The sequence below is a fragment of the Mycobacterium shigaense genome (assembly GCF_002356315.1).
Classification (GTDB): domain Bacteria; phylum Actinomycetota; class Actinomycetes; order Mycobacteriales; family Mycobacteriaceae; genus Mycobacterium; species Mycobacterium shigaense.
The window spans coordinates 2,441,075-2,461,362 of record NZ_AP018164.1; the positions used below are offsets into that span (position 1 = coordinate 2,441,075).

Below are 20,288 nucleotides of genomic sequence, written 5' to 3' on the forward strand. Positions count from 1 at the left end.
GGCTCTACCCTGGTGGCATGGCTTTCGCGACTGAACATCCGATCGTCGCGCACTCGGAGTACCGCGCTGTGGACGAGGTCGTGCGCGCCGGCGGCCGCTTCGAGGTGGTCAGTCAGTACGCACCGGCCGGTGACCAGCCGGCCGCGATCGACGAGCTGGAGCGCCGGATCCGGGCGGGGGAGCGTGACGTCGTGCTGCTCGGCGCCACCGGTACCGGTAAGTCGGCAACGACCGCGTGGCTGATCGAGCGCGTGCAGCGGCCCACCCTGGTGATGGCGCCGAACAAGACGCTGGCCGCTCAGCTGGCCAATGAGCTGCGAGAGATGTTGCCGCACAACGCGGTCGAGTACTTCGTATCCTATTACGACTACTACCAGCCCGAGGCGTACATCGCGCAGACCGATACATACATAGAGAAGGACAGCTCCATCAACGACGACGTCGAGCGGTTGCGGCACTCTGCGACGTCGTCGCTGCTGTCGCGGCGCGATGTGGTGGTGGTCGCGTCGGTGTCGTGCATCTACGGCCTGGGCACGCCGCAGTCCTACCTGGACCGGTCGGTCGAGTTGCAGGTCGGCACCGAGGTGCCCCGTGACGGCCTGCTGCGGCTGCTGGTCGACGTCCAGTACACGCGCAACGACATGGCCTTTACCCGCGGCTCGTTCCGGGTGCGCGGCGACACCGTGGAGATCATTCCGTCCTACGAAGAGCTGGCGGTGCGCATCGAGTTCTTCGGCGACGAGATCGAGGCGCTGTACTACCTGCACCCGCTGACCGGCGACGTGGTGCGCCAGGTCGATTCGCTGCGGATCTTCCCGGCCACCCACTACGTGGCGGGGCCCGAGCGGATGGCCCAGGCCATCTCCACGATTGAGCAGGAGCTGGCCGAGCGGCTCGCCGAATTTGAGGGCCAGGGCAAGTTGCTCGAGGCCCAGCGGCTGCGGATGCGCACCAACTACGACATCGAGATGATGCGGCAGGTCGGGTTCTGCTCGGGCATCGAGAACTACTCGCGGCATATCGACGGCCGGGGGGCCGGCACGCCGCCGGCGACGCTGCTGGACTACTTTCCGGAAGACTTCCTGCTGGTCATCGATGAGTCACACGTCACCGTGCCGCAGATCGGCGGCATGTACGAGGGCGACATGTCCCGCAAGCGCAACCTCGTCGACTACGGCTTCCGGCTGCCGTCCGCGGTCGACAACCGCCCGCTGACCTGGGAGGAGTTCGCCGACCGGATCGGGCAGACGGTGTACCTGTCGGCGACCCCGGGCCCCTACGAGCTGAGCCAGGCCGCCGGTGAGTTCGTCGAGCAGGTGATCCGGCCCACCGGCCTGGTGGACCCGAAGGTCGTGGTGAAGCCGACCAAGGGGCAGATCGACGACCTGATCGGCGAGATCCGCAAGCGGGCCGACGCCGACGAGCGGGTGCTGGTGACGACGCTGACCAAGAAGATGGCCGAAGACCTCACCGATTACCTGCTGGAGATGGGCATCCGGGTGCGCTACCTGCACTCCGAGGTCGACACGTTGCGCCGGGTGGAGCTGCTGCGCCAGCTGCGGCTCGGCGACTACGACGTGCTGGTCGGCATCAACCTGCTGCGCGAGGGTCTGGACCTGCCCGAGGTGTCGCTGGTATCCATCCTCGACGCCGACAAGGAGGGCTTCCTGCGCTCGTCGCGCAGCCTCATCCAGACCATCGGCCGCGCGGCGCGCAACGTGTCCGGCGAAGTGCACATGTATGCCGACTCGATGACCGACTCCATGAAAGAGGCCATTGACGAGACGGAACGGCGCCGCGCAAAGCAGGTCGCCTACAACGAGGCCCACGGCATCGACCCGCAGCCGCTGCGCAAGAAGATCGCCGACATCCTCGACCAGGTCTACCGCGAAGCCGACGACACCGAATCCGTCGAGATCGGCGGATCGGGCCGCAATGCGTCCCGGGGCCGGCGGGCGCAAGGGGAGCCGGGCCGCGCGGTGAGCGCCGGCGTCTACGAGGGCCGCGACACCGCCGGCATGCCGCGCGCCGAGCTGGCCGACCTCATCAAGGACCTGACGGCCCAGATGATGGCCGCCGCGCGAGACCTGCAGTTCGAGCTGGCCGCGCGGTTCCGCGACGAAATCGCCGACCTCAAAAAGGAATTGCGTGGTATGGACGCTGCGGGGCTGAAATGACCCGCATCACGAGCGACACCGGCAGCTGGCGCGAACTGCTCGCTGAGTATCTCGGCACGTCGATCGTCTTGGCCGGCGGCGTCGGGCTGTACGCCACCAACGAGTTTCTGACCACCAGCCTGCTGCCCAGCACCGTCGCCGAAATCGGCGGTGCCCGGCTGTACGCGTGGGTGACCACCTTGTACCTGGTCGGCGCCGTGGTCGCGGCCGCCGGCGTGAACACCATCCTGCTGCGCGTGGGCGCGCGCGCTTCGTTTCTGTCGGGGCTGGCGGTCTTCGGCGTCGCGAGCGTGGTCTGCGCCGCGGCGCCGACCATGGAGGTGCTGATCGCCGGCCGCACCCTGCAAGGAGTGGCGGGCGGCCTGCTGGCCGGGTTGGGCTACGCGCTCATCAACGCGGTGCTGCCCCGGTCGCTGTGGACCCGCGGCTCCGCGGTGATCTCGGCGATGTGGGGCGTCGCCACCCTGGCCGGGCCCGCGCTGGGCGGCCTCTTCGCGCAATTCGGCCTGTGGCGCTGGGCGTTCGGAGCGCTGGCGATCCTCACCGCCCTGATCGCCGTCCCGGTGCCGGCGGTGCTGAGCGCCCGCCGCGTCCACCCGGACGCCGACGCGGCGGGCGCGCCCCTACACCAGGTGCCGATCTGGTCGTTGCTGCTGCTGGGCGCGGCGGCCCTGGCCGTCAGCGTCGCGCAGCTCCCGCACAACCCGGTGGCGACCGGCGGGTTGCTCGTCGCGGGGGCCGGCTTGATCGGAGCGTTCGTCGTCGTCGACTGGCGGATGAACGCGGCGGTGTTGCCGCCCAGCGTGTTTGGCCGCGGGCCGCTGAAATGGATCTACCTCACCATGGGGGTCCAGATGGCCGCGGTGATGGTCGACATCTACGTGCCGTTGTTCGGCCAGCGGTTGGCGCACCTGACGCCGGTCGTCGCGGGATTCCTGGGGGCGACGCTGGCGCTCGGGTGGACGCTGGCCGAACTCCTCAGCGCCTCGCTCAGCGACGTCCGCGTCGTCGGCCGGGTGATCGCGGTCGCCCCGTTGTTGATGGCGGCGGGTCTGGCCCTAGTCGCGGTCACTCAGCGCATCGACGCCGACGCCGGCATCGTTGCCGTCTGGGCGGCCGGTCTGCTCGTCGGTGGAATCGGTATCGGACTGACCTGGCCCCACCTGTCGATGCGAGCCATGGACTCGGTCGACGACCCCGCCGAGAGCGGGGCGGCGGCCGCGGCGATCAACACCGTCCAGCTGATCTCCGCGGCCTTCGGCGCCGGGTTGGCGGGGGTGGTCGTCAACACCGCTCAGGGCGGCGACCTGGGCGCGGCGCGGTGGCTGTACGCCATCTTCGCGGCCCTGGCGGGCAGCGGCGTCGTCGCTTCCTGCCGCGCGGCCCGGCGACATGCCCCTACTAGTCCACCTCCTCGTCGGCGCACAGCAAGGCGATGACCCCGTCAACTAGCCCATGCCGGCGTTTTCACTACTGGTCAGCGGGTCGATTTGAGCACCTGCGAGTAGTGGAACTGCCAGCGCTCGACGATGCGGAACCCCAGGTAGTTGCAGAACCGGTAGGCCGGGGATCGCCCGAATACGCCCGGCGGCAACGCTTCTCCGGTCTTATGGTCGGGCAGCGACTTGTCGTGGTCGGTGATGGTCCACACCGTGGCGCACTTGTTGATCTTGGCAGTCGTGAACCACACCGCGACGTGGCCGTCCCACAGCGAGCCCACCTTCGGTCCGTAGCCGCCGCGTCCGACGTCGATCAGGGACCGGTAGGCCGCCGGCCGGGCGGCGATCACCGCGCGGATGGGGCCCGGGCGCCACGGCACGGTGTTGTCCACCACCAAGCAGTCCCCGGGTGCGGCATGGGCGCTGATGACGTCGGCGACCTGGCTGTAGTCCCAGCCCTCCTTGGCGTACGGCCAGCGTTGCACGAAGAGGTAATCCGGCAGCCCGGCCGCCGCCAACGACAGCACCACACCGGCGACGAGCCACGGTTTGCGGGCGATCGTGACGATGCAGACGGCCATGACGACGGCCATCGCGGGGGTCGTGCCGATCAGGTAGCGGGGGTAGTACATCGGTTCGCCGATGGCCGAGTAGATGACCAGTACCGCCGTCGGGATGACGATCCACGCCGTACAGACGATCACCAGGCGGCCGACGTCGCCCGCCGGGGCACGCACCCCCGCCAGCCGGGCTACGGTCGCGGCGACGATGAGCACGGCCGTGAGAATGGCGAATGGCGGGCTGTGGTCGAAGTACTGCCGCAGGATGATGTCGAAGGCGTAATGCCAGCTGATGGGGAAGATCCAGTCCACCTGGCGCACCTGGCCGTGGGTGAACAGGATGAACGGCAGCATGGCCCCGACGGCGACGGTGGAGCTGACGGCCCACCCGATGACCGGTGATTTCCGGGATTCCCCGGCTTTCTTGGGCGCCAGCCACGGCAGCATCGCGGCATGCACCGGCACCAGCAGGACCAGGTTCAGGCTCAGCAAAATCGACAGCATCAGCCCCGGCGCGTAATACAGCCACAGTCGGGGCCGGTTGCGCCGGATGGCGGCCACGAACAACACCGTGAGCCACACCGCGGCGGCCACCGAGAAGGCGTACGAGCGCGCTTCCATGCCAGCCCAGGTGGTGCGCGGCAGGATCGCGAAGATCACACCCGCACACAGCGGGACCGCCCGACCGGCGGACGGCCCGGTGAATTGCCTGGCAAACACGGTGACACCGGCGGCAGCGATCCCGACGGCCAGGCTGCTGGGCAGCCGAGACCAAAATTCCGTCGGCGGAAAGATCGCGAACCAGCCGTGCATCAGCAGGTAGTAGAGCCCATGGACCGCGTCGATGTGGCTGAGTAGATTCCACAGCTCGGGCAGGGTGCGGCTGGCCGCGGCCGAAATCGTCGCCGCCTCGTCAAACCACAGCGAAGGCCTGCCGGCCCAGGCGGCGCTGAGGGCGGTGGCCAGCAGCGCCACCAGCAGTGGATCGATCCGCTGGCCGCGGGCGCGGGCGGGCGGGGGCTGGGTAACGGCATCAGCAGGAAGCTGCTCGACCGTCGACAAAGACATGATGGTTGTCACTGTAAGGCGTGGCTGATAAGCGTGCTCACCAGCAGTCCTGCGGATATGCCCAGTTGGGTAGCGAGGACGCGGCCATTTCGGCGTCTTCGTCCCCGAATTTTGCGAAAGGCTCTGTGCTGCACGACTTTTTACCGGGGGCGTAATAATTGCGACCGGGTTTATGGGTAAATGCGGTGTGCAGACCAGTCCTGAGCTGGAAATTGCTGGTCGCGCCGCGCCCGGTTATGTCGCTAATGTTTCCTCACGACGTTCGGCAAACGCGCTACTGTCTGCTGGCGGATCAACCGACACTGGGAGGGTATTTGTATGAGTGCCTATCGGACCGTGGTGGTAGGAACCGACGGCTCGGATTCATCGTTGCGTGCGGTGGACCGTGCAGCCGCTATCGCTGGGGACGACGCAACGCTGATCATCGCCTCGGCCTACCTCCCGCAGCATCAGGACGGTCGCGCCGCCGACGTGCTGAGGGACGAGAGCTACAAGGTCTCAGGTACGGCCCCCATTTACGCGATCCTGCAAGACGCCAAGGAACGGGCACACAAGGCTGGCGCGAAGAAGGTCGAGGAGCGTCCGATCGTCGGTGCGCCGGTCGACGCGCTGGTCAACCTGGCCGAGGAGGTCAAGGCCGATCTGCTCGTCGTCGGTAACGTCGGCCTGAGCACGATCGCCGGGCGGCTGCTGGGATCGGTGCCGGCCAACGTGTCACGTCGGGCAAAGGTCGACGTGCTGATCGTGCACACGACGACCTAGGACGACCTAGCTGGTCACTCGACCGCCGGGCAGCGGGGCGCCGGGGCTACCAGCCTCGCTCGCGCCACTCGGCGAGGTGGGGCCGCTCGGCGCCGAGCACCGTGTCGTCGCCGTGGCCGGGATAGATCACGGTCGAGTCCGGATAGACGTCGAACACCCGGGTGCTCACATCGTCGATGAGCTGCCTGAAATCGCCCGGCTGCCAGGTCTTTCCAACGCCGCCCGGGAACCGGCAGTCGCCGGTGACTGGAAGTCCGGGGATCAGTGGGCGAGCCCGGACAAAGCAGCAACGGCGTCGTCGCGACGGTGCCAGGGCACGAGCAGGTGATCGTGCCGCGAACCGGCCAGGACATTGCATGAGATATCTAAGTCGGCAAGAGCGCGACTGATGGCGGCGGTCATGCCGACCGCCTCAAGATCGGATTCGATCGTGCAGGTGATCCATGCTGCGACAAAGCCGTACGGCAAACCCTTCGCGTCGGCGACTGTCTGCTCGACGATCCTCGTCGTCGCCTCGTCCTCGACGATGACCGCGGCGGCGGGCACGTCCAGGTCGGTTTCTACGACGACATAAGGCACCGGACGTACCACCGGTGCGAGCCCTGCGAGCAGACGGCCCAGGTCACGCTCGCTCATCACCAGCCGCGTTCTCGCCACTCCGCCAGTCGGGGACGTTCCTCGCCGAGGGTGGTGTCGTCCCCGTGGCCCGGATACACCACCGTGTCGTCGCCGTAGATATCGAAGACCCGGCTCTCAAGACCCGTCATCAATGAGTCGAACTCCTCCGGAGTTGTTGTCCGCCCAGGACCGCCGGGGAACAGGCAGTCACCGGTGAACAGCTGTGTGACGCCGCCGGTCGCGGGACCGTCGAGGGCGAGCGCGACCGAGCCGGGTGTGTGCCCGCGCAGGTGGATCACGTCGAAGGTCAGCTCGCCGATCTGGATGGTGTCGCCGTTGGCCAGCAGCCGATCCGGCTTGACGGGAAGCGGCTCGGCATCGATTTCGTGCGCGGCGGTCGGCGCCCCGGTGGCCTCGGCGACGACCTGAAGCGCCTGCCAGTGGTCGAAGTGCTGGTGGCTGGTGACGATCAGCGCCACTTTGGGCGCATACCGATGAATCAGGTCGATCAGGACTTCGGCGTCGTTGGCGGCGTCGATGAGAAGGGTTTGTCCGGTCGCGGAACAACTCACCAGGTAGGCGTTGTTGTCCATGGGGCCCACTGACGCCTTGACGATCGTCGCCCCGGGCAGGGTGCGTCGGGCGGCATCGCCAGGGTTGACGTGTCCGGTGTAGGTGTCGTCCACGGTGGTCATGCGCGCCACTCCTGCATCCCGGCGGGCGCCGGAATCATCGTCGCGGCGCGAGTCATACCGCTCACGCTACCGGTCCGCAGACTGGGATGGGCGTCTTGTCGGTGGGGGCACCTAGCATGGAATGCGCCGTGCGCAGTAACCGCCGTGAGGCAAGCGAGAGTTTCAGTAAGTGAGGCAGCGTGGCTGACCGCCTGATCGTCAAAGGTGCCCGTGAGCACAATCTGCGGGGGGTCGACCTCGACCTGCCGCGCGACTCGTTGATCGTCTTCACGGGGCTGTCCGGATCGGGCAAGTCGTCACTGGCGTTCGACACCATCTTCGCCGAGGGCCAGCGGCGCTACGTCGAGTCGCTGTCGGCCTACGCGCGCCAATTCCTGGGCCAGATGGACAAGCCCGACGTCGACTTCATCGAGGGCCTGTCGCCGGCGGTGTCCATCGACCAGAAGTCGACCAACCGCAACCCGCGATCGACCGTCGGCACCATCACCGAGGTGTATGACTACCTGCGGTTGCTGTACGCGCGGGCGGGCACGCCGCACTGCCCGATCTGCGGCGAGCGCATCGCCCGCCAGACGCCGCAGCAGATCGTCGACCAGGTGCTGGCGATGCCCGAGGGCACCCGGTTCCTGGTGCTCGCCCCGGTGGTGCGCACCCGCAAGGGCGAATTCGCCGACCTGTTCGACAAGCTCAACGCGCAGGGCTACAGCCGGGTTCGCGTCGACGGTGTGGTACATCCGCTGGCCGATCCGCCGAAGCTGAAGAAGCAGGAAAAGCACGACATCGAGGTGGTGGTGGACCGGCTCACCGTCAAAGTGGCGGCCAAGCAGCGCCTCACGGACTCGGTGGAAACCGCCCTGAACCTCGCCGACGGCATCGTGGTGCTGGAATTCCCCGACGACCGCGACGAGCATGACCACCCCCGCGAGCAGCGGTTCTCCGAGAAGCTGGCCTGCCCAAACGGGCACCCGCTGGCCGTCGACGACCTGGAACCCCGGTCGTTCTCGTTCAACTCGCCCTACGGCGCCTGCCCCGAGTGCGTAGGCCTGGGTATCCGCAAGGAGGTCGACCCCGATCTGGTGGTGCCGGACCCGGAGCGCACCCTGGCCGAGGGCGCGGTGGCGCCGTGGTCGGCGGGGCACACCGCGGAGTACTTCACCCGGATGATGGCCGGGCTGGGCGAGGAGTTGGGATTCGACGTCGACACGCCCTGGCGCAAGCTGCCGGCCAAAGCCCGCAAGGCCATCCTCGAGGGTTCGGACCACCAGGTGCACGTGCGTTACCGCAACCGGTACGGCCGAACCCGTTCGTACTACGCCGATTTCGAGGGCGTGCTGGCGTTTCTGCAGCGCAAGATGGAACAGACCGAGTCCGAGCAGATGAAGGAGCGCTACGAGGGCTTCATGCGGGACATTCCGTGCCCGGTCTGCGAGGGGACGCGGCTCAAGCCGGAGATCCTGGCGGTGACGCTGTCGGCGGGGGACCGGGGCCCGAAGTCCATCGCCGAGGTCAGCGAGCTGTGCATCTCGGACTGCGCCGACTTCCTCAACGCCCTCACCCTCGGTCCGCGCGAGCAGGCGATCGCCGGGCAGGTGCTCAAGGAAATCCAGTCGCGGCTGGGCTTTTTGCTCGACGTCGGCCTCGAATACCTCTCACTGTCCCGGGCCGCCGCCACGCTGTCCGGCGGTGAGGCCCAACGCATCCGGCTGGCAACCCAGATCGGCTCCGGCCTGGTGGGTGTGCTCTATGTGCTCGACGAACCGTCCATCGGGCTGCATCAGCGAGACAACCGTCGCCTCATCGAAACCCTCACGCGGCTAAGGGCTTTGGGTAACACGCTGATCGTCGTCGAGCATGACGAGGACACCATCGCGCATGCCGACTGGATCGTCGACATCGGGCCGGGCGCCGGTGAGCACGGCGGCCAGATCGTGCACAGCGGGACCTATCAGGAGCTGCTGGCCAATAAGGACTCGATCACCGGCGCCTACCTGTCGGGCCGCGAGAGCATTGCCACGCCCAAACGCCGCCGTGCCGTCGACCGCAAACGTCAACTCACCGTCGTCGGCGCCCGCGAGCACAACCTGCGCGGCATCGACGTGGCCTTCCCGCTGGGCGTGCTGACCTCGGTGACCGGAGTGTCCGGCTCCGGGAAGTCGACGCTGGTCAACGACATCCTGGCGGCCGTGCTGGCCAACCGGCTCAACGGCGCCAGGCAGGTGCCGGGCCGGCACACCCGGGTCAACGGAATGGACCAACTTGACAAGTTGGTGCGGGTCGACCAGTCGCCGATCGGGCGGACGCCGCGCTCCAACCCGGCCACCTACACCGGGGTGTTCGACAAGATCCGCACCCTGTTCGCCGCCACCACGGAGGCGAAAGTCCGTGGCTACCAACCGGGCCGGTTCTCGTTCAACGTCAAGGGTGGTCGCTGCGAGGCGTGCACCGGTGACGGCACGATCAAGATCGAGATGAACTTCCTGCCCGACGTGTACGTGCCATGCGAGGTGTGCCAGGGCGCCCGATACAACCGGGAGACCCTCGAGGTGCACTACAAGGGCAAGACCATCTCCGAAGTGTTGGACATGTCCATCGAGGAAGCCGCCGAGTTCTTCGAGCCGATCAGCGGCATCCACCGCTACCTGCGCACCCTGGTCGACGTCGGCCTGGGTTACGTCCGGCTGGGTCAACCCGCGCCCACCCTGTCCGGCGGCGAGGCGCAGCGCGTCAAGCTGGCGTCGGAATTGCAGAAGCGCTCGACCGGGCGCACCATCTACATCCTCGATGAGCCCACCACCGGACTGCATTTCGACGACATCCGCAAGCTGCTCAACGTCATCAACGGCCTTGTCGACAAAGGCAACACGGTCATCGTGATCGAACACAACCTGGACGTGATCAAGACGTCGGACTGGATCGTCGACATGGGACCGGAGGGCGGCGCCGGCGGCGGAACCGTTGTGGCCGAAGGCACTCCGGAAGACATCGCCGCGGTGCCCGAAAGCTACACTGGAAAGTTTCTCATCGAGGTCTTGCATATGGGAGCCCGGGCCGGCGTCCCGCAACGCTCGAGCCGGAAGCGCAAAGTCACCGCCTGAGCGCGCGGCATCACGAAACGCGGTACCCGCCAGCCCGACGCAGTCACACGCACGATATGCAAGCTCGCGCTGCCCGACCGGTTCCTGACCGCCACCACAGACGACGCACCCGAGCACCGGTTCCGCAACTCGGCGGGAAGATCGCACCTACCGGTTGCGGCCGACGCCTTCAGGCGACGCGGATTGGTGAGCGCGATTCGCGCTCGGGACGGTCGCTGCAAACATTGAAAACGCTTACACCGCAGCAGTATTCAACTGCGATTACTCGCGCACCTGGCGATTGACGAGATCCGTGACCTGTCGTGAGTCGATCTCTTCGCCCCCGTCGCCGTAGTAGATGCGATGGGCATCGACTGATTTACTTCCCGCATCCGAGTAGGTGTGCGTGACTTTGAGCCAGTCGCCCGAGTTTGGATTCTGCAGCATGTCACCCTCCCGGATCTCGGAAAGTGGCACCTGCTCTGTTGCGTGCTCGGAACTCATGACACTCCCCGTGGGTCTTGGCGGGCCGACCGAAGATACGGGGAGACTCCCCGATTGCCTCTGAGGATTCTCCGCTGGACGGCGCCGGTCAATCACCGCCTTTCGGCGCCGAGACCGTCGCGATCGGCGGGCTAGGCGACAGGCTCGCTGTGCAGCCGCACCAGGCGCGTTGTGCTGGTCTCATCGAGGTCGACGAGGTCGCTGCGAGACCGAAGGAAGTCGCTGAACGATTTGAAGCCCAGTGCCTTCTCGCTGAACGACGGGTCCATTCGTTTCATCTGGGCTTTGACGGCCGAATTGTGGAGCCACTCGGCGTCCTCCTTCTCCTGGCCGATACGCAGCGCGCGCTCGAGTAGCCCGGTCGCGGCGCCCTGCAGGTCGGCCGGCGGCGGCTCATCGTCGGGCTCCGGGCTGCTCGGACGGCGACCCTTCGTCTTCGGTTCGACGGGTTCCGCTGTGCCAGTGGGTATTCCGGGTAGCGCATCGTAGGTGACAAACTCATCGCAAGCTGCGGCCAGCGAACGGCTGCTGGCGCCGGCGACGCCGATGCCCACAACGTAGCGGCCCAGCCGTTTGCACCGCTGAGCCAACGCGATGTAGTCGGAGTCGCCCCCGACTATCACCACATGCGTCAGATCGGGCAGGCGAAACATGTCTTCGACCGCGTCGACGGCCAGGCGAATGTCGGCGCCGTTCTTGCCGTAGGCCGCGGCCGGGAACAACTGAACGAGATCCACCGCCCGGCCGACGAGTTGGCCGTGGTAAGCGGCGTTGACATCGGCGGACCAGTCGGCGTAAGCGCGGGTGAGCACGAGTGTGCCGAATGATGAGGCAAAGTCGATGATGGCGCCTACGTCGACCGTCGCCGACTGCAGCCGCTCCTTGGCCAGTCCCTTTGCCTTGTCCTTCTGGAACGAGCCGCGGCCATGCACCTGGTCGTAGCGGGAGATCACGATGTTGTCGAAGTCAAGGTAGACGGCAACGCGCGACGTGCCCGAGTCGGTCATCGCGCCCACTTGCCCGGCCGGCCTTCGACGAAAGCAACCATCCGGTAATGGTGCGTCACGAAGTCCATGCCCTCAAGCGGACATCCGAAGATCCCGGAGCCGATGCATTGCCCGGCCCCGGGATGTGTTCGTGCGGCAATCGCTAGATAGCGGTTACGCCGACCGCCTGAGGGCCCTTGGCCCCCTGGGTGATCTCGAACTGGACTCGTTGGTTCTCCTCGAGGCTGCGAAAACCGCTGCTCTGGATCTCGGAATGGTGGACGAACACATCCTTCTCGCCGCCGTCCGGGGCGATAAATCCGAAACCCTTCTCGGAGTTAAACCACTTCACAGTTCCCTGCGTCATACTTACTTCTCTCTTTTCAAATGGATGTAATCAGAACATCCGTTCCCAACGCTAACACATACCGCGCCAAAAAGGTTCCCGGCGATGACGTCGACCGTCGGGTCTGCCGCTGTTGGCTACCCAGCCATCCAGAAGCGTTGTCGGAAAACCTATTTGAGCACGATTGCCCGACGGGCGAGGCCGTGAACCTCGACCCGTGCGCTCCGGCACATCGTCAAATTTCGGAAATACCTTGCGGCGCCGAATATTTGGGTGACGACTGGCTTCACCGAATATAAGCCAATTGGTTCACCGAATCGTGCGGCAAATCGCCGTCAACGGTGGCGGTTACCGTCATCTTGTTCAGCGTGATGGCGCCTCGATGATTGTCGAGGAAGGCGGTGTCGGAGGCGTCGCGACCGGTGGCGATGCGGACCAGGCTCTCCCGCGGCGCCAACAGGGTCGCATCGACAACCCGCCATTGCCCCTCGACGAATGCCTCCGCGACCGCGTGGAAGTCCATCGGTGAGAGGCCGGGCGCGTACACGGACACCAAGCGGGCCGGAACGTGGACCGCGCGCAGCAGGGCCACCACCAGATGCGCGAAGTCGCGGCACACGCCCCTGCCTGCCAGCAGCGTGTCCACTGCGCCGTCAATCGGATCGCTGGACCCCGGCACATAGTCCAGCCTGGTACCGACCCACGAGCTGACGTGTTCGAGCAGCGTCGCCGAATCGCGGTCATTGCCGAACTCCGTTGCGGCGAAACCGTAGAACTTGTCGGCCTCGGCGTAGCGGCTGGGCCGCAGGTACATCGACTGGTCGAAGTCGGTCACCGGGGCCGGGTCGGTCCGACCCACGATTGTCGCTGCGTAGTCGACTTTCAGCGTGCCCGCTTCCGCGTCGAGCTTATGGATCCGGTTGCCGTGTGCTCCGCTGATCTCCACCGGTTGGACCGGCTGCCCGTCCAAGACCCAGCGCAGCGATTCGAAGACCTCGGTGCCGGGATGCGGTGCCACCGCAATCTGAAATTCCAGCGTCGAGGCGGTGGTTATTTCGACTTCGAGTTCGGCGCTAACTTCTCGTCTCATACCGCAATAGTGCGCCAGCTGTTCCCGAGTTGCCAGGCGTGAAAATCCGGCTCGGAGCCACCGGCGCGGTAACTGTCTCTGGCAGAGGAGAATTGGGGCACGCCGGTGATTTAAGTCTCGTCGCTGCGCATCGAGTCGCGAATCTGCGACAGCCGCTCGGCCGCGGCGCGGTGGCGCTGCTCGTACTCCTCCTCGACGGTGCGTCCCGGTGGGGTTTCGGCGGCCAGTTCTGCGGCGCCCAGGGCGCTGCCGTATCGCGTCTCGATCTTTTCGCGGACGGACTCAAATGTCGGCACGCCCGCGGCGTCGTATCCGGGGTCGGTGGCTTCGGGTTCGTCGGGCATGTCGTCTGCTCGGTTACCGCGGGCCGGTGCTGGGATGCTGCGCCGTCAACACCGTCGTGCCAGCTGCCGGGGGAGCGGGCCTGTTGGGCAATGGAATCCGGGCAATACCCGGCGTGCCCAGCTGCCCAGCCAGCCATGGCAGGGCCGCCTCGAACACCCGGTCGGCGAACGGCCAATCGTGCTTGCCGGGCTGGGGGACCACCGTGCAGTCGATGCCGTTGGTCCGGCCCAGCGCGCACAGCGAATAGGCGGCCGCGGTCTGGTTGCTCGGGTTGGCCGCCGCCTCGCGCCCGGCCAACCGCATCGACCCGGCATCGGTGATCGCGAACTCGCGGTGTTGCGCCGCGTCCGACGAGATCGCGAACCAGCCGGCGACGTTGCTGTAGTTGCCGTGCCGGGCGATCACCGTACTCGGGTCGAATGTCGCCCAGGCGTCGGCGTTTCCGCCGAACAATCGGGTGATGGTCTGCGACTTGGTGCCCGCGTTCGGAAAGTAATCGCCGGCCACGTCGAGAAATGCGCTGAATTCGTCTGGATGCATGACGGTCAGGTCCACCGCGCAGGTACCGCCCATCGACCAACCGGCAACGCCCCAGTGCGCCCGGTCGGGGCTGATGCCGAAGGCCGAACGCATAAAAGGAACAACGTCTTTGGTCAGATGGTCGGCGGCATTCCCGCGGCTCCCATTGACGCATTCCGTGTCGTTATTGAACGCCCCGCCGGAGTCGACGAACACCAGCACCGGGGCATTGCCGTCGTGCGCGGCCGCGAAGGCGTCGATCGTCTTGATCGCCTCGCCGGCGCGGGTCCAGTCCGCGGGCGTGTTGAACTGACCGCCGATCATCATGACGGCCGGCAGTGCCGGGGGCGGGCTACTGGCGAACCAGGCGGGTGGCAGGTAGACCAACTCGCCTCGGTGCTTGAAATGCGATGCGTCCGAGGGGATTACGACCGGGACGACGCTGCCGTGTGCCGGCCGGGCGCCCTTGGCGGCCATCGCGGTCACCGTCGCAGGGTCGGTCTGGTCGGGCAGCGGACCGGAGGTGAGCTGATTCCATGCGGACTGCACCGTCGGGAAATAGCCGACCCACAGGTTGAGCACCAATGCGGCGCTGAGCAGACACAGCGGCACCGCGACCACCGCCGTCGCGCGCCGCCATCGCCGCGCGCTGCGCCAGCCGAGCAGCAACACCGTGGCGGCCGTGCCGGCCAACGCAATCCAGAGCCACAACGGCCACGGCGCGGGTTCCTCGGACAGGCCGCGGTCGACGACGTACCAGCGCGCGGCGTAGGCCACGCAACCGCCGACGACGGCGGACAGGGGCAGCCGGATCACCCGCCAGCGCGGCGAGCGCCAGCCGATCGCCAAGGCCAGCACCACCCCGGCCAACACCTGGACGGTGATGGGAACCCAGCCGTGCATCAGCGAGACGTGACTGCTCGCAACCGAGCGCGCCAGGGCATCCATCGAGGCCGTCACGGGAATCATTGTGATCGCTTTTTAATAAAACGGGAACATATTCGGCCGATGTCGACTCGGTGAGTCGCCAGCCCTTATGCTGCCGAGGCTAATGGGGCTTGGCCAGCGGAAATGGCAGTGTCTCGCGGATGCTGCGGCCGGTAATGAGCATCACGACGCGATCGACGCCCATGCCGAGCCCGCCGGTCGGGGGCATCGCGTATTCCATGGCTTGCAGGAAGTCCTCGTCGAGCTCCATGGCCTCGGGATCGCCGCCGGCGGCCAGCAGCGACTGCTCCTGCAGGCGGCGCCGCTGTTCCACCGGATCGGTGAGTTCGCTATAGGCGGTGCCCAGCTCGACGCCCCAGGCCACCAGGTCCCACCTCTCGGCGACGCCGGGCCGGCTGCGGTGCGGCCGGGTCAGCGGCGACACCGACGTCGGGAAGTCGATGTAGAACGTCGGGTGATCGGTCTGGCCCTCGACGAGGTGCTCGTACAGTTCGAGTACCACCGCACCGGCGTCCCAGTGGTCCCGATAGGGGATGCGCACGCGGTCGCACAGTCTTCGCAGCGCGGCCAGCGATGTGCCGGTGTCGATGTGCTCGCCCAGCGCCTCGGATACCGCGTCGTGCACGGTCTTGACCGGCCAGATACCCGAGATGTCGACCGGTTCCAGTCCGGCATCGGCGCCGGCGGCGTGTGGGCGCAGTACCGTCTGCGTGCCGTTGGCGGCTTCGGCGGCGTTCTGGATCAGCTCGCGGCAGCCGTCGATCCACACCGTGTAGTCGGCGTGCGCCTGGTAGGCCTCCAGCAGGGTGAACTCGGGGTTGTGGCTGAAATCGACGCCCTCGTTGCGGAAGGCCCTGCCCAGTTCGAAAACGCGCTCGACTCCGCCGACGCACAGCCGTTTAAGGTAGAGCTCCGGCGCGATCCGCAAGAACAGGTCCATGTTGTAGGCATTGATGTGGGTGACGAACGGCCGGGCCGCGGCTCCGCCGTGGATCTGCTGCAGGATCGGGGTCTCGACTTCGATGAATCCCTTCGCGAACAGCGTTTCGCGCACCGAACGCAACACGCTGCTGCGGGCCGCCATCAGCTGACGCGACTCGTTGTTCACCGCGAGGTCGACGTAGCGGCTGCGCAGCCGTGCTTCGGGGTCGGTCAGTCCCTTCCACTTGTTCGGCAACGGCCGCAGGCACTTGCCGATCATGCGCCAGTCGCGCACCACCAGCGAGCGGGTCCCGTTCTTGCTGAAGCCCATGTTCCCGGTCACCTCGATGAGGTCGCCGAGATCGATCGCCGCATGGAAATCCGCGGTGCGGCCGCGCTCGATGCGTGAATTGTCCAGCAGCACTTGCACTTCACCGGACCAATCCCGCAACTGGGCGAAGAGCACGCCGCCGAAATCGCGGATCCGCAGGATTCGGCCGGCCACCGATACGGTGTCCTGATCGTCGGCGTCCATCGCCTGGGCGACGGTGTGACTCGGCGGGGAGCCCACCGGGTAGGCGTCAACGCCGGTGCGCTGCAGCGTCTTGAGCTTGGTCATCCGCACCCGCACCTGTTCGGGCAGGCGGGACTTCATCTCTTCCTCGGTGGCGTCGCCAGCCTGCCGCAAACCGCTGACGTCCGGCGTGCTGCCGTCGGAATGCAGCAGCCCGGATTCCGCCAGGCGTTCCGGCACGGCCGAGTGATGGCCGGTGTGCTCCTTGTCGCGCCGGCTGAACGGCAGGATGAGAAAGCCCTCGGCCATCGCCGAGGCGACGCCCACCCGAGGAATCAGCCGCGCGTCCTCGTAGCAGGCGTAGCGGGGCACCCACTCGGGTTGGTACTTCATGTTCGAGCGGTACAGCGTCTCGAGCTGCCACCAGCGGGAGAAGAACAACAGGAATCCGCGCCACAGCCGGGCGATCGGGCCCGCACCGAGTTGAGCGCCCTGCTCGAACGCCGACCGGAACATCGCGAAGTTCAGCGAAATACGGCTGATGCCAATGCGTTCCGCGTTCAGGGCAAGCTCGCTGACCATGAATTCGTTGGTGCCGTTGGGAGACTGCGGTGAGCGGCGCATCAGGTCCAGTGAGACGCCGGTGCTGCCCCAGGGCACCAGCGAGAGCATCGCGACGACGTGCTCGTCCCGATCGAGGGCCTCGACCAGCAGGCAATCCCCGTCGGCCGGGTCGCCGAGCCGGCCGAGCGCCATGGAGAACCCGCGCTCGGAGTGGGTGTCGCGCCAGGCGTTGGCGCGTGAAATGGTCTCGGCCATCTCGTCGGTCGAGATGTCGCGGTGCCGGCGGATACGCACCGTCAGGCCGGCTCGGCGCGCCCGGGTCACGGCTTGACGCACCCCACGCATGTCGGACCCGGAGAGCCGGAAATCGGAGGTCCGCAGAATAGCCTCGTCGCCCAGCTCCAGGGCGTTGAGTCCCCTCTCGCGAAAGGCTTGGGCGCCTTGCGAACTGGCGCCCATCACGCCGGGTGCCCAGCCGTAGGTCTTGCACAACGCCAACCACTCGTCGATGGCTTGCGGCCACGCCCTGGGGTCACCGACCGGGTCGCCGCTGGCCAGGCAGACGCCGACCTCGACCCGGAAGGTGATGGCGGCGCGTCCACTGTGGGCGAACACCACCGACTTGTCGCGACGGGTGGCGAAATAACCCAGCGAATCGTTCTTGCCCCACAGCTCGAGCAGCCCGCGGATGGCCGACTCGTCCTCACCGGTCAGCGCGTTGTCGGCGCGCTGGGACTGGAACAGCACGATTGTCGCCGCGATCAGGGCAAGCGCACCGAACAGCCCGAAGATCGCGTTGAGCAGGACGTGTGGCTTGCCGGTGAACAGGCTCGGATCGGCGAGCGCGAACCCGACCACCCGGTTGGCCACGTAGCCGAGGCGGTCCTGCCGGGCCAGCGAGCCGGGGAACAGCTCAACCAGGCTCCAGGACAGCGCGATGCCAATCAGGTCCCCGGCCACCAACACCGCGGCCGCCTTGACTAGAGCGGCCCGGCGCACCTTGGCCCAGAACTCCCGGTAGCTCAGCACCAACAGGACGATCGCGCCGATGTGCACGGCGAACCCGAGGTTTTCGCCGAAGGTCTCGGCCGGGGTGTTGTCGCCCGCCGCGATATCGGCGGCGTTCAAGAACGCCGCCAGCACCATGTTGCCGAGCAATATCCACCAAGCGATGCGTTTGCGGGCGGTCAGCGCTGCGGCCAGCAGGCCCAGGACGAACGACCACGCGATGCTGGTGTCGGGAAAGTTGAACAGGTAATTATTGACAAACTCTCGCGGGACCTTGATCAGCCACCGAATCAGGGGTGACACGCTGCCCAGCAACGACAGTGTCGCGATGACGCCGACGGTCCAGCCGGCCGCCACCGGTACCCAGCGATACCGGGAGTTCGACCGGCCCCCCGAGCGTGGTGCCGAGCGCGGCTTAGCGATTGTCACAGACCGCGAGGATATTCCTTCAACCCGTGAAATGCCTGACGAAGCGCAAGAGTCACGGAGACAAATTGTGCGGGTGTCCCCGCGGCCCGCTCTCGCAGGCCAGACGGCTGCGCTCGGGCCGGTCGCCAGCTGAAGTGCAGGAAGACGGCCCGCGGCTGCTAAACTGGTCGTCGCGACCATCCCGGCGAAAGTCGGGGACAGTTAAGTGGAGTCCCACTCCCACCGCTAGCCCGCACGGCTCAGCGGTCCGGTCACAGGCATTTCAGGTGTCTGTTCCGCGTACGACGCGGGCGGCTTGCGCCGCGATCGGTCGGCATTGGGCCCTGCTATGCAGGGCTTTTTTGCTGATGGTGTGGTGCCTCTGCTGCTGATCCCGGCGACCGCCGGTGCTGGTCAGGACCGGAAGACCATCAAGGGAGGCCCCATCAGCACTGAGACCCGCGTCAACGAGCGCATCCGCGTACCTGAAGTCCGATTGATAGGGCCGGGAGGGGAGCAGGTAGGCATTGTGCGCATCGAAGACGCCTTGCGCGTCGCCGCAGACGCCGATCTCGACCTTGTCGAAGTTGCCCCGAACGCCAGGCCTCCGGTCTGCAAGATCATGGACTACGGCAAGTACAAATACGAGGCGGCGCAAAAGGCGCGCGAATCTCGCCGGAACCAACAGCAGACCGTCGTCAAGGAGCAGAAGCTGCGGCCCAAGATCGACGATCACGACTACGAGACCAAAAAGGGACACGTGGTCCGCTTCTTGGAGGCGGGATCGAAGGTAAAGGTCACCATCATGTTCCGCGGACGTGAGCAGTCGCGGCCCGAGCTGGGCTATCGGCTGTTGCAGCGGCTGGGCGCCGACGTCGCCGAGTACGGCTTCGTCGAAACCTCGGCCAAGCAGGACGGCCGCAACATGACGATGGTGCTGGCACCGCATCGCGGCGCGAAGACGCGCGCCAGGGCGCAGCACCCCCAGGAAGCGGGGTCGGCGCCGGAACACGATTCCGATGCGACCGGCGACGCCGCTCCTTCACCGAACTGATCAACACAGCAGAACTAGAGGAAACATGCCAAAGGCCAAGACCCACAGCGGGGCCACCAAGCGGTTCCGGCGCACCGGTACCGGAAAGATCGTCCGCCAGAAAGCCAATCGGCGGCATCTGCTCGAGCACAAGCCCAGCAAGCGAACCCGGCGGCTGGACGGCCGCACCGTGGTGGCAGCCAACGACACCAAGCGCATCAACGCGCTGCTGAACGGCTGATCCCGGAAGCGCGGGTGCCGCACAACCGTTCGCCCCGCCCCAACCATTACGTCTGAACGAGAGTAGGAACACCCATGGCACGCGTGAAGCGGGCAGTCAACGCCCAGAAGAAGAGGCGCAGCGTCCTTGAGGCCTCGAAGGGTTATCGCGGCCAGCGATCCAGGCTTTACCGCAAAGCCAAAGAGCAGCAACTACATTCGCTTGCCTACGCGTACCGCGACCGGCGTGCCCGCAAGGGCGAGTTCCGTAAGTTGTGGATCTCGCGGATCAATGCGGCCGCACGCGCCAACGACATCACCTACAACCGGCTGATCCAGGGCCTGAAGGCCGCCGGTGTCGATGTCGACCGCAAAAACCTCGCCGACATCGCGGTCACCGATCCGGCCGCGTTCGCCGCGCTGGTCGACGTCGCGCGCGCGGCGCTGCCCAAGGACCTCAACGCTCCTTCCGGGGAAGCCGCCTAGCCCG

General features: G+C 66.7%; 17 protein-coding genes and 1 pseudogene. 7 read left to right on the forward strand and 11 right to left on the reverse strand.

The genetic code is table 11. The features are described from left to right. Window positions 1-17: 17 nt before the first annotated feature. Entirely contained in the window at window positions 18-2,177 is a 2,160-nt protein-coding gene (gene uvrB / locus MSG_RS11375; RefSeq protein WP_096439666.1) for an excinuclease ABC subunit UvrB, read from the forward strand. After that, a complete protein-coding gene (locus MSG_RS11380) occupies window positions 2,174-3,616 on the forward strand; it encodes an MFS transporter (protein ID WP_096439668.1) in 1,443 nt (480 codons plus the stop codon). Before uvrB ends, MSG_RS11380 begins: the two co-directional genes overlap by 4 nt. Before the next feature lie 38 nt (window positions 3,617-3,654). On the opposite strand, the gene MSG_RS11385 is transcribed toward MSG_RS11380, so the two are convergent. Beyond that, window positions 3,655-5,244 (reverse strand): mannosyltransferase, encoded by a 1,590-nt coding sequence (locus MSG_RS11385; protein WP_096439670.1) that lies wholly within the window; start codon window positions 5,242-5,244, stop codon window positions 3,655-3,657. Window positions 5,245-5,562: 318 nt separating this feature from the next. Here MSG_RS11385 and MSG_RS11390 point away from each other — a divergent pair, with 318 nt between their 5' ends. Next, window positions 5,563-6,006 (forward strand): universal stress protein, encoded by a 444-nt coding sequence (locus MSG_RS11390; RefSeq protein ID WP_096439672.1) that lies wholly within the window; start codon window positions 5,563-5,565, stop codon window positions 6,004-6,006. Between the two features lie 46 nt (window positions 6,007-6,052). Here MSG_RS11390 and MSG_RS11395 read toward each other — a convergent pair. From MSG_RS11395 to MSG_RS11405, 3 genes and pseudogenes are all read right to left on the reverse strand, one after another. After that, window positions 6,053-6,250: pseudogene (locus tag MSG_RS11395) on the reverse strand (MBL fold metallo-hydrolase); the annotation flags it as partial. A 17-nt stretch (window positions 6,251-6,267) separates the two neighbouring features. After that, on the reverse strand, window positions 6,268-6,642 hold the full coding sequence (locus tag MSG_RS11400; RefSeq protein WP_219845611.1) for an ACT domain-containing protein: 375 nt from the start codon (window positions 6,640-6,642) through the stop codon (window positions 6,268-6,270). Next, window positions 6,642-7,319, reverse strand: coding sequence for an MBL fold metallo-hydrolase (locus tag MSG_RS11405; protein ID WP_096439676.1), 678 nt, complete (start codon window positions 7,317-7,319; stop codon window positions 6,642-6,644). The genes MSG_RS11400 and MSG_RS11405 overlap by 1 nt, the downstream gene beginning before the upstream one ends. 179 nt (window positions 7,320-7,498) lie before the next feature. Between MSG_RS11405 and uvrA the strand changes: the two genes are divergently transcribed. Beyond that, window positions 7,499-10,414: an excinuclease ABC subunit UvrA gene (gene uvrA / locus MSG_RS11410; RefSeq protein WP_096439678.1), complete on the forward strand. Its 2,916-nt coding sequence runs from the start codon at window positions 7,499-7,501 to the stop codon at window positions 10,412-10,414. Window positions 10,415-10,675: 261 nt separating this feature from the next. Here the strand turns inward: uvrA and MSG_RS11415 are convergent, their stop codons facing one another. From MSG_RS11415 to lysX, 7 genes are all read right to left on the reverse strand, one after another. Continuing rightward, the gene (locus MSG_RS11415; protein ID WP_096439680.1) at window positions 10,676-10,897 is read right to left on the reverse strand and encodes a hypothetical protein; all 222 of its coding nucleotides are present in this window, start codon (window positions 10,895-10,897) and stop codon (window positions 10,676-10,678) included. Window positions 10,898-11,028: 131 nt separating this feature from the next. Further along, complete coding sequence (locus MSG_RS11420; protein WP_096444370.1) at window positions 11,029-11,904, reverse strand: NYN domain-containing protein; 876 nt, start codon at window positions 11,902-11,904, stop codon at window positions 11,029-11,031. Between the two features lie 142 nt (window positions 11,905-12,046). Then, the gene (locus MSG_RS11425) at window positions 12,047-12,250 is read right to left on the reverse strand and encodes a cold-shock protein (RefSeq protein ID WP_096439682.1); all 204 of its coding nucleotides are present in this window, start codon (window positions 12,248-12,250) and stop codon (window positions 12,047-12,049) included. 265 nt (window positions 12,251-12,515) lie between these two features. Further along, complete coding sequence (locus tag MSG_RS11430; RefSeq protein ID WP_096439684.1) at window positions 12,516-13,319, reverse strand: transglutaminase-like domain-containing protein; 804 nt, start codon at window positions 13,317-13,319, stop codon at window positions 12,516-12,518. A 110-nt stretch (window positions 13,320-13,429) separates the two neighbouring features. After that, the gene (locus tag MSG_RS11435; protein WP_096439686.1) at window positions 13,430-13,663 is read right to left on the reverse strand and encodes a hypothetical protein; all 234 of its coding nucleotides are present in this window, start codon (window positions 13,661-13,663) and stop codon (window positions 13,430-13,432) included. 13 nt (window positions 13,664-13,676) lie between these two features. After that, window positions 13,677-15,131, reverse strand: a complete 1,455-nt coding sequence (locus tag MSG_RS11440; RefSeq protein ID WP_408632024.1) for an alpha/beta hydrolase — start codon at window positions 15,129-15,131, stop codon at window positions 13,677-13,679. A gap of 100 nt (window positions 15,132-15,231) precedes the next feature. Then, the gene (gene lysX / locus MSG_RS11445; protein ID WP_232011276.1) at window positions 15,232-18,561 is read right to left on the reverse strand and encodes a bifunctional lysylphosphatidylglycerol synthetase/lysine--tRNA ligase LysX; all 3,330 of its coding nucleotides are present in this window, start codon (window positions 18,559-18,561) and stop codon (window positions 15,232-15,234) included. A gap of 430 nt (window positions 18,562-18,991) precedes the next feature. Here lysX and infC point away from each other — a divergent pair, with 430 nt between their 5' ends. The 3 genes from infC (at window position 18,992) to rplT (ending at window position 20,284) form a co-directional block, all read left to right on the forward strand. Further along, window positions 18,992-19,600, forward strand: coding sequence for a translation initiation factor IF-3 (gene infC / locus MSG_RS11450; protein WP_096444374.1), 609 nt, complete (start codon window positions 18,992-18,994; stop codon window positions 19,598-19,600). A 25-nt stretch (window positions 19,601-19,625) separates the two neighbouring features. Further along, window positions 19,626-19,820, forward strand: a complete 195-nt coding sequence (gene rpmI, locus MSG_RS11455; protein WP_096439690.1) for a 50S ribosomal protein L35 — start codon at window positions 19,626-19,628, stop codon at window positions 19,818-19,820. Window positions 19,821-19,894: 74 nt separating this feature from the next. Continuing rightward, window positions 19,895-20,284 carry a 50S ribosomal protein L20 gene (rplT, locus tag MSG_RS11460; RefSeq protein WP_096439692.1) on the forward strand — a complete coding sequence of 130 codons (390 nt, stop codon included), beginning with the start codon at window positions 19,895-19,897 and terminating at the stop codon, window positions 20,282-20,284. Window positions 20,285-20,288 lie beyond the last annotated feature (4 nt).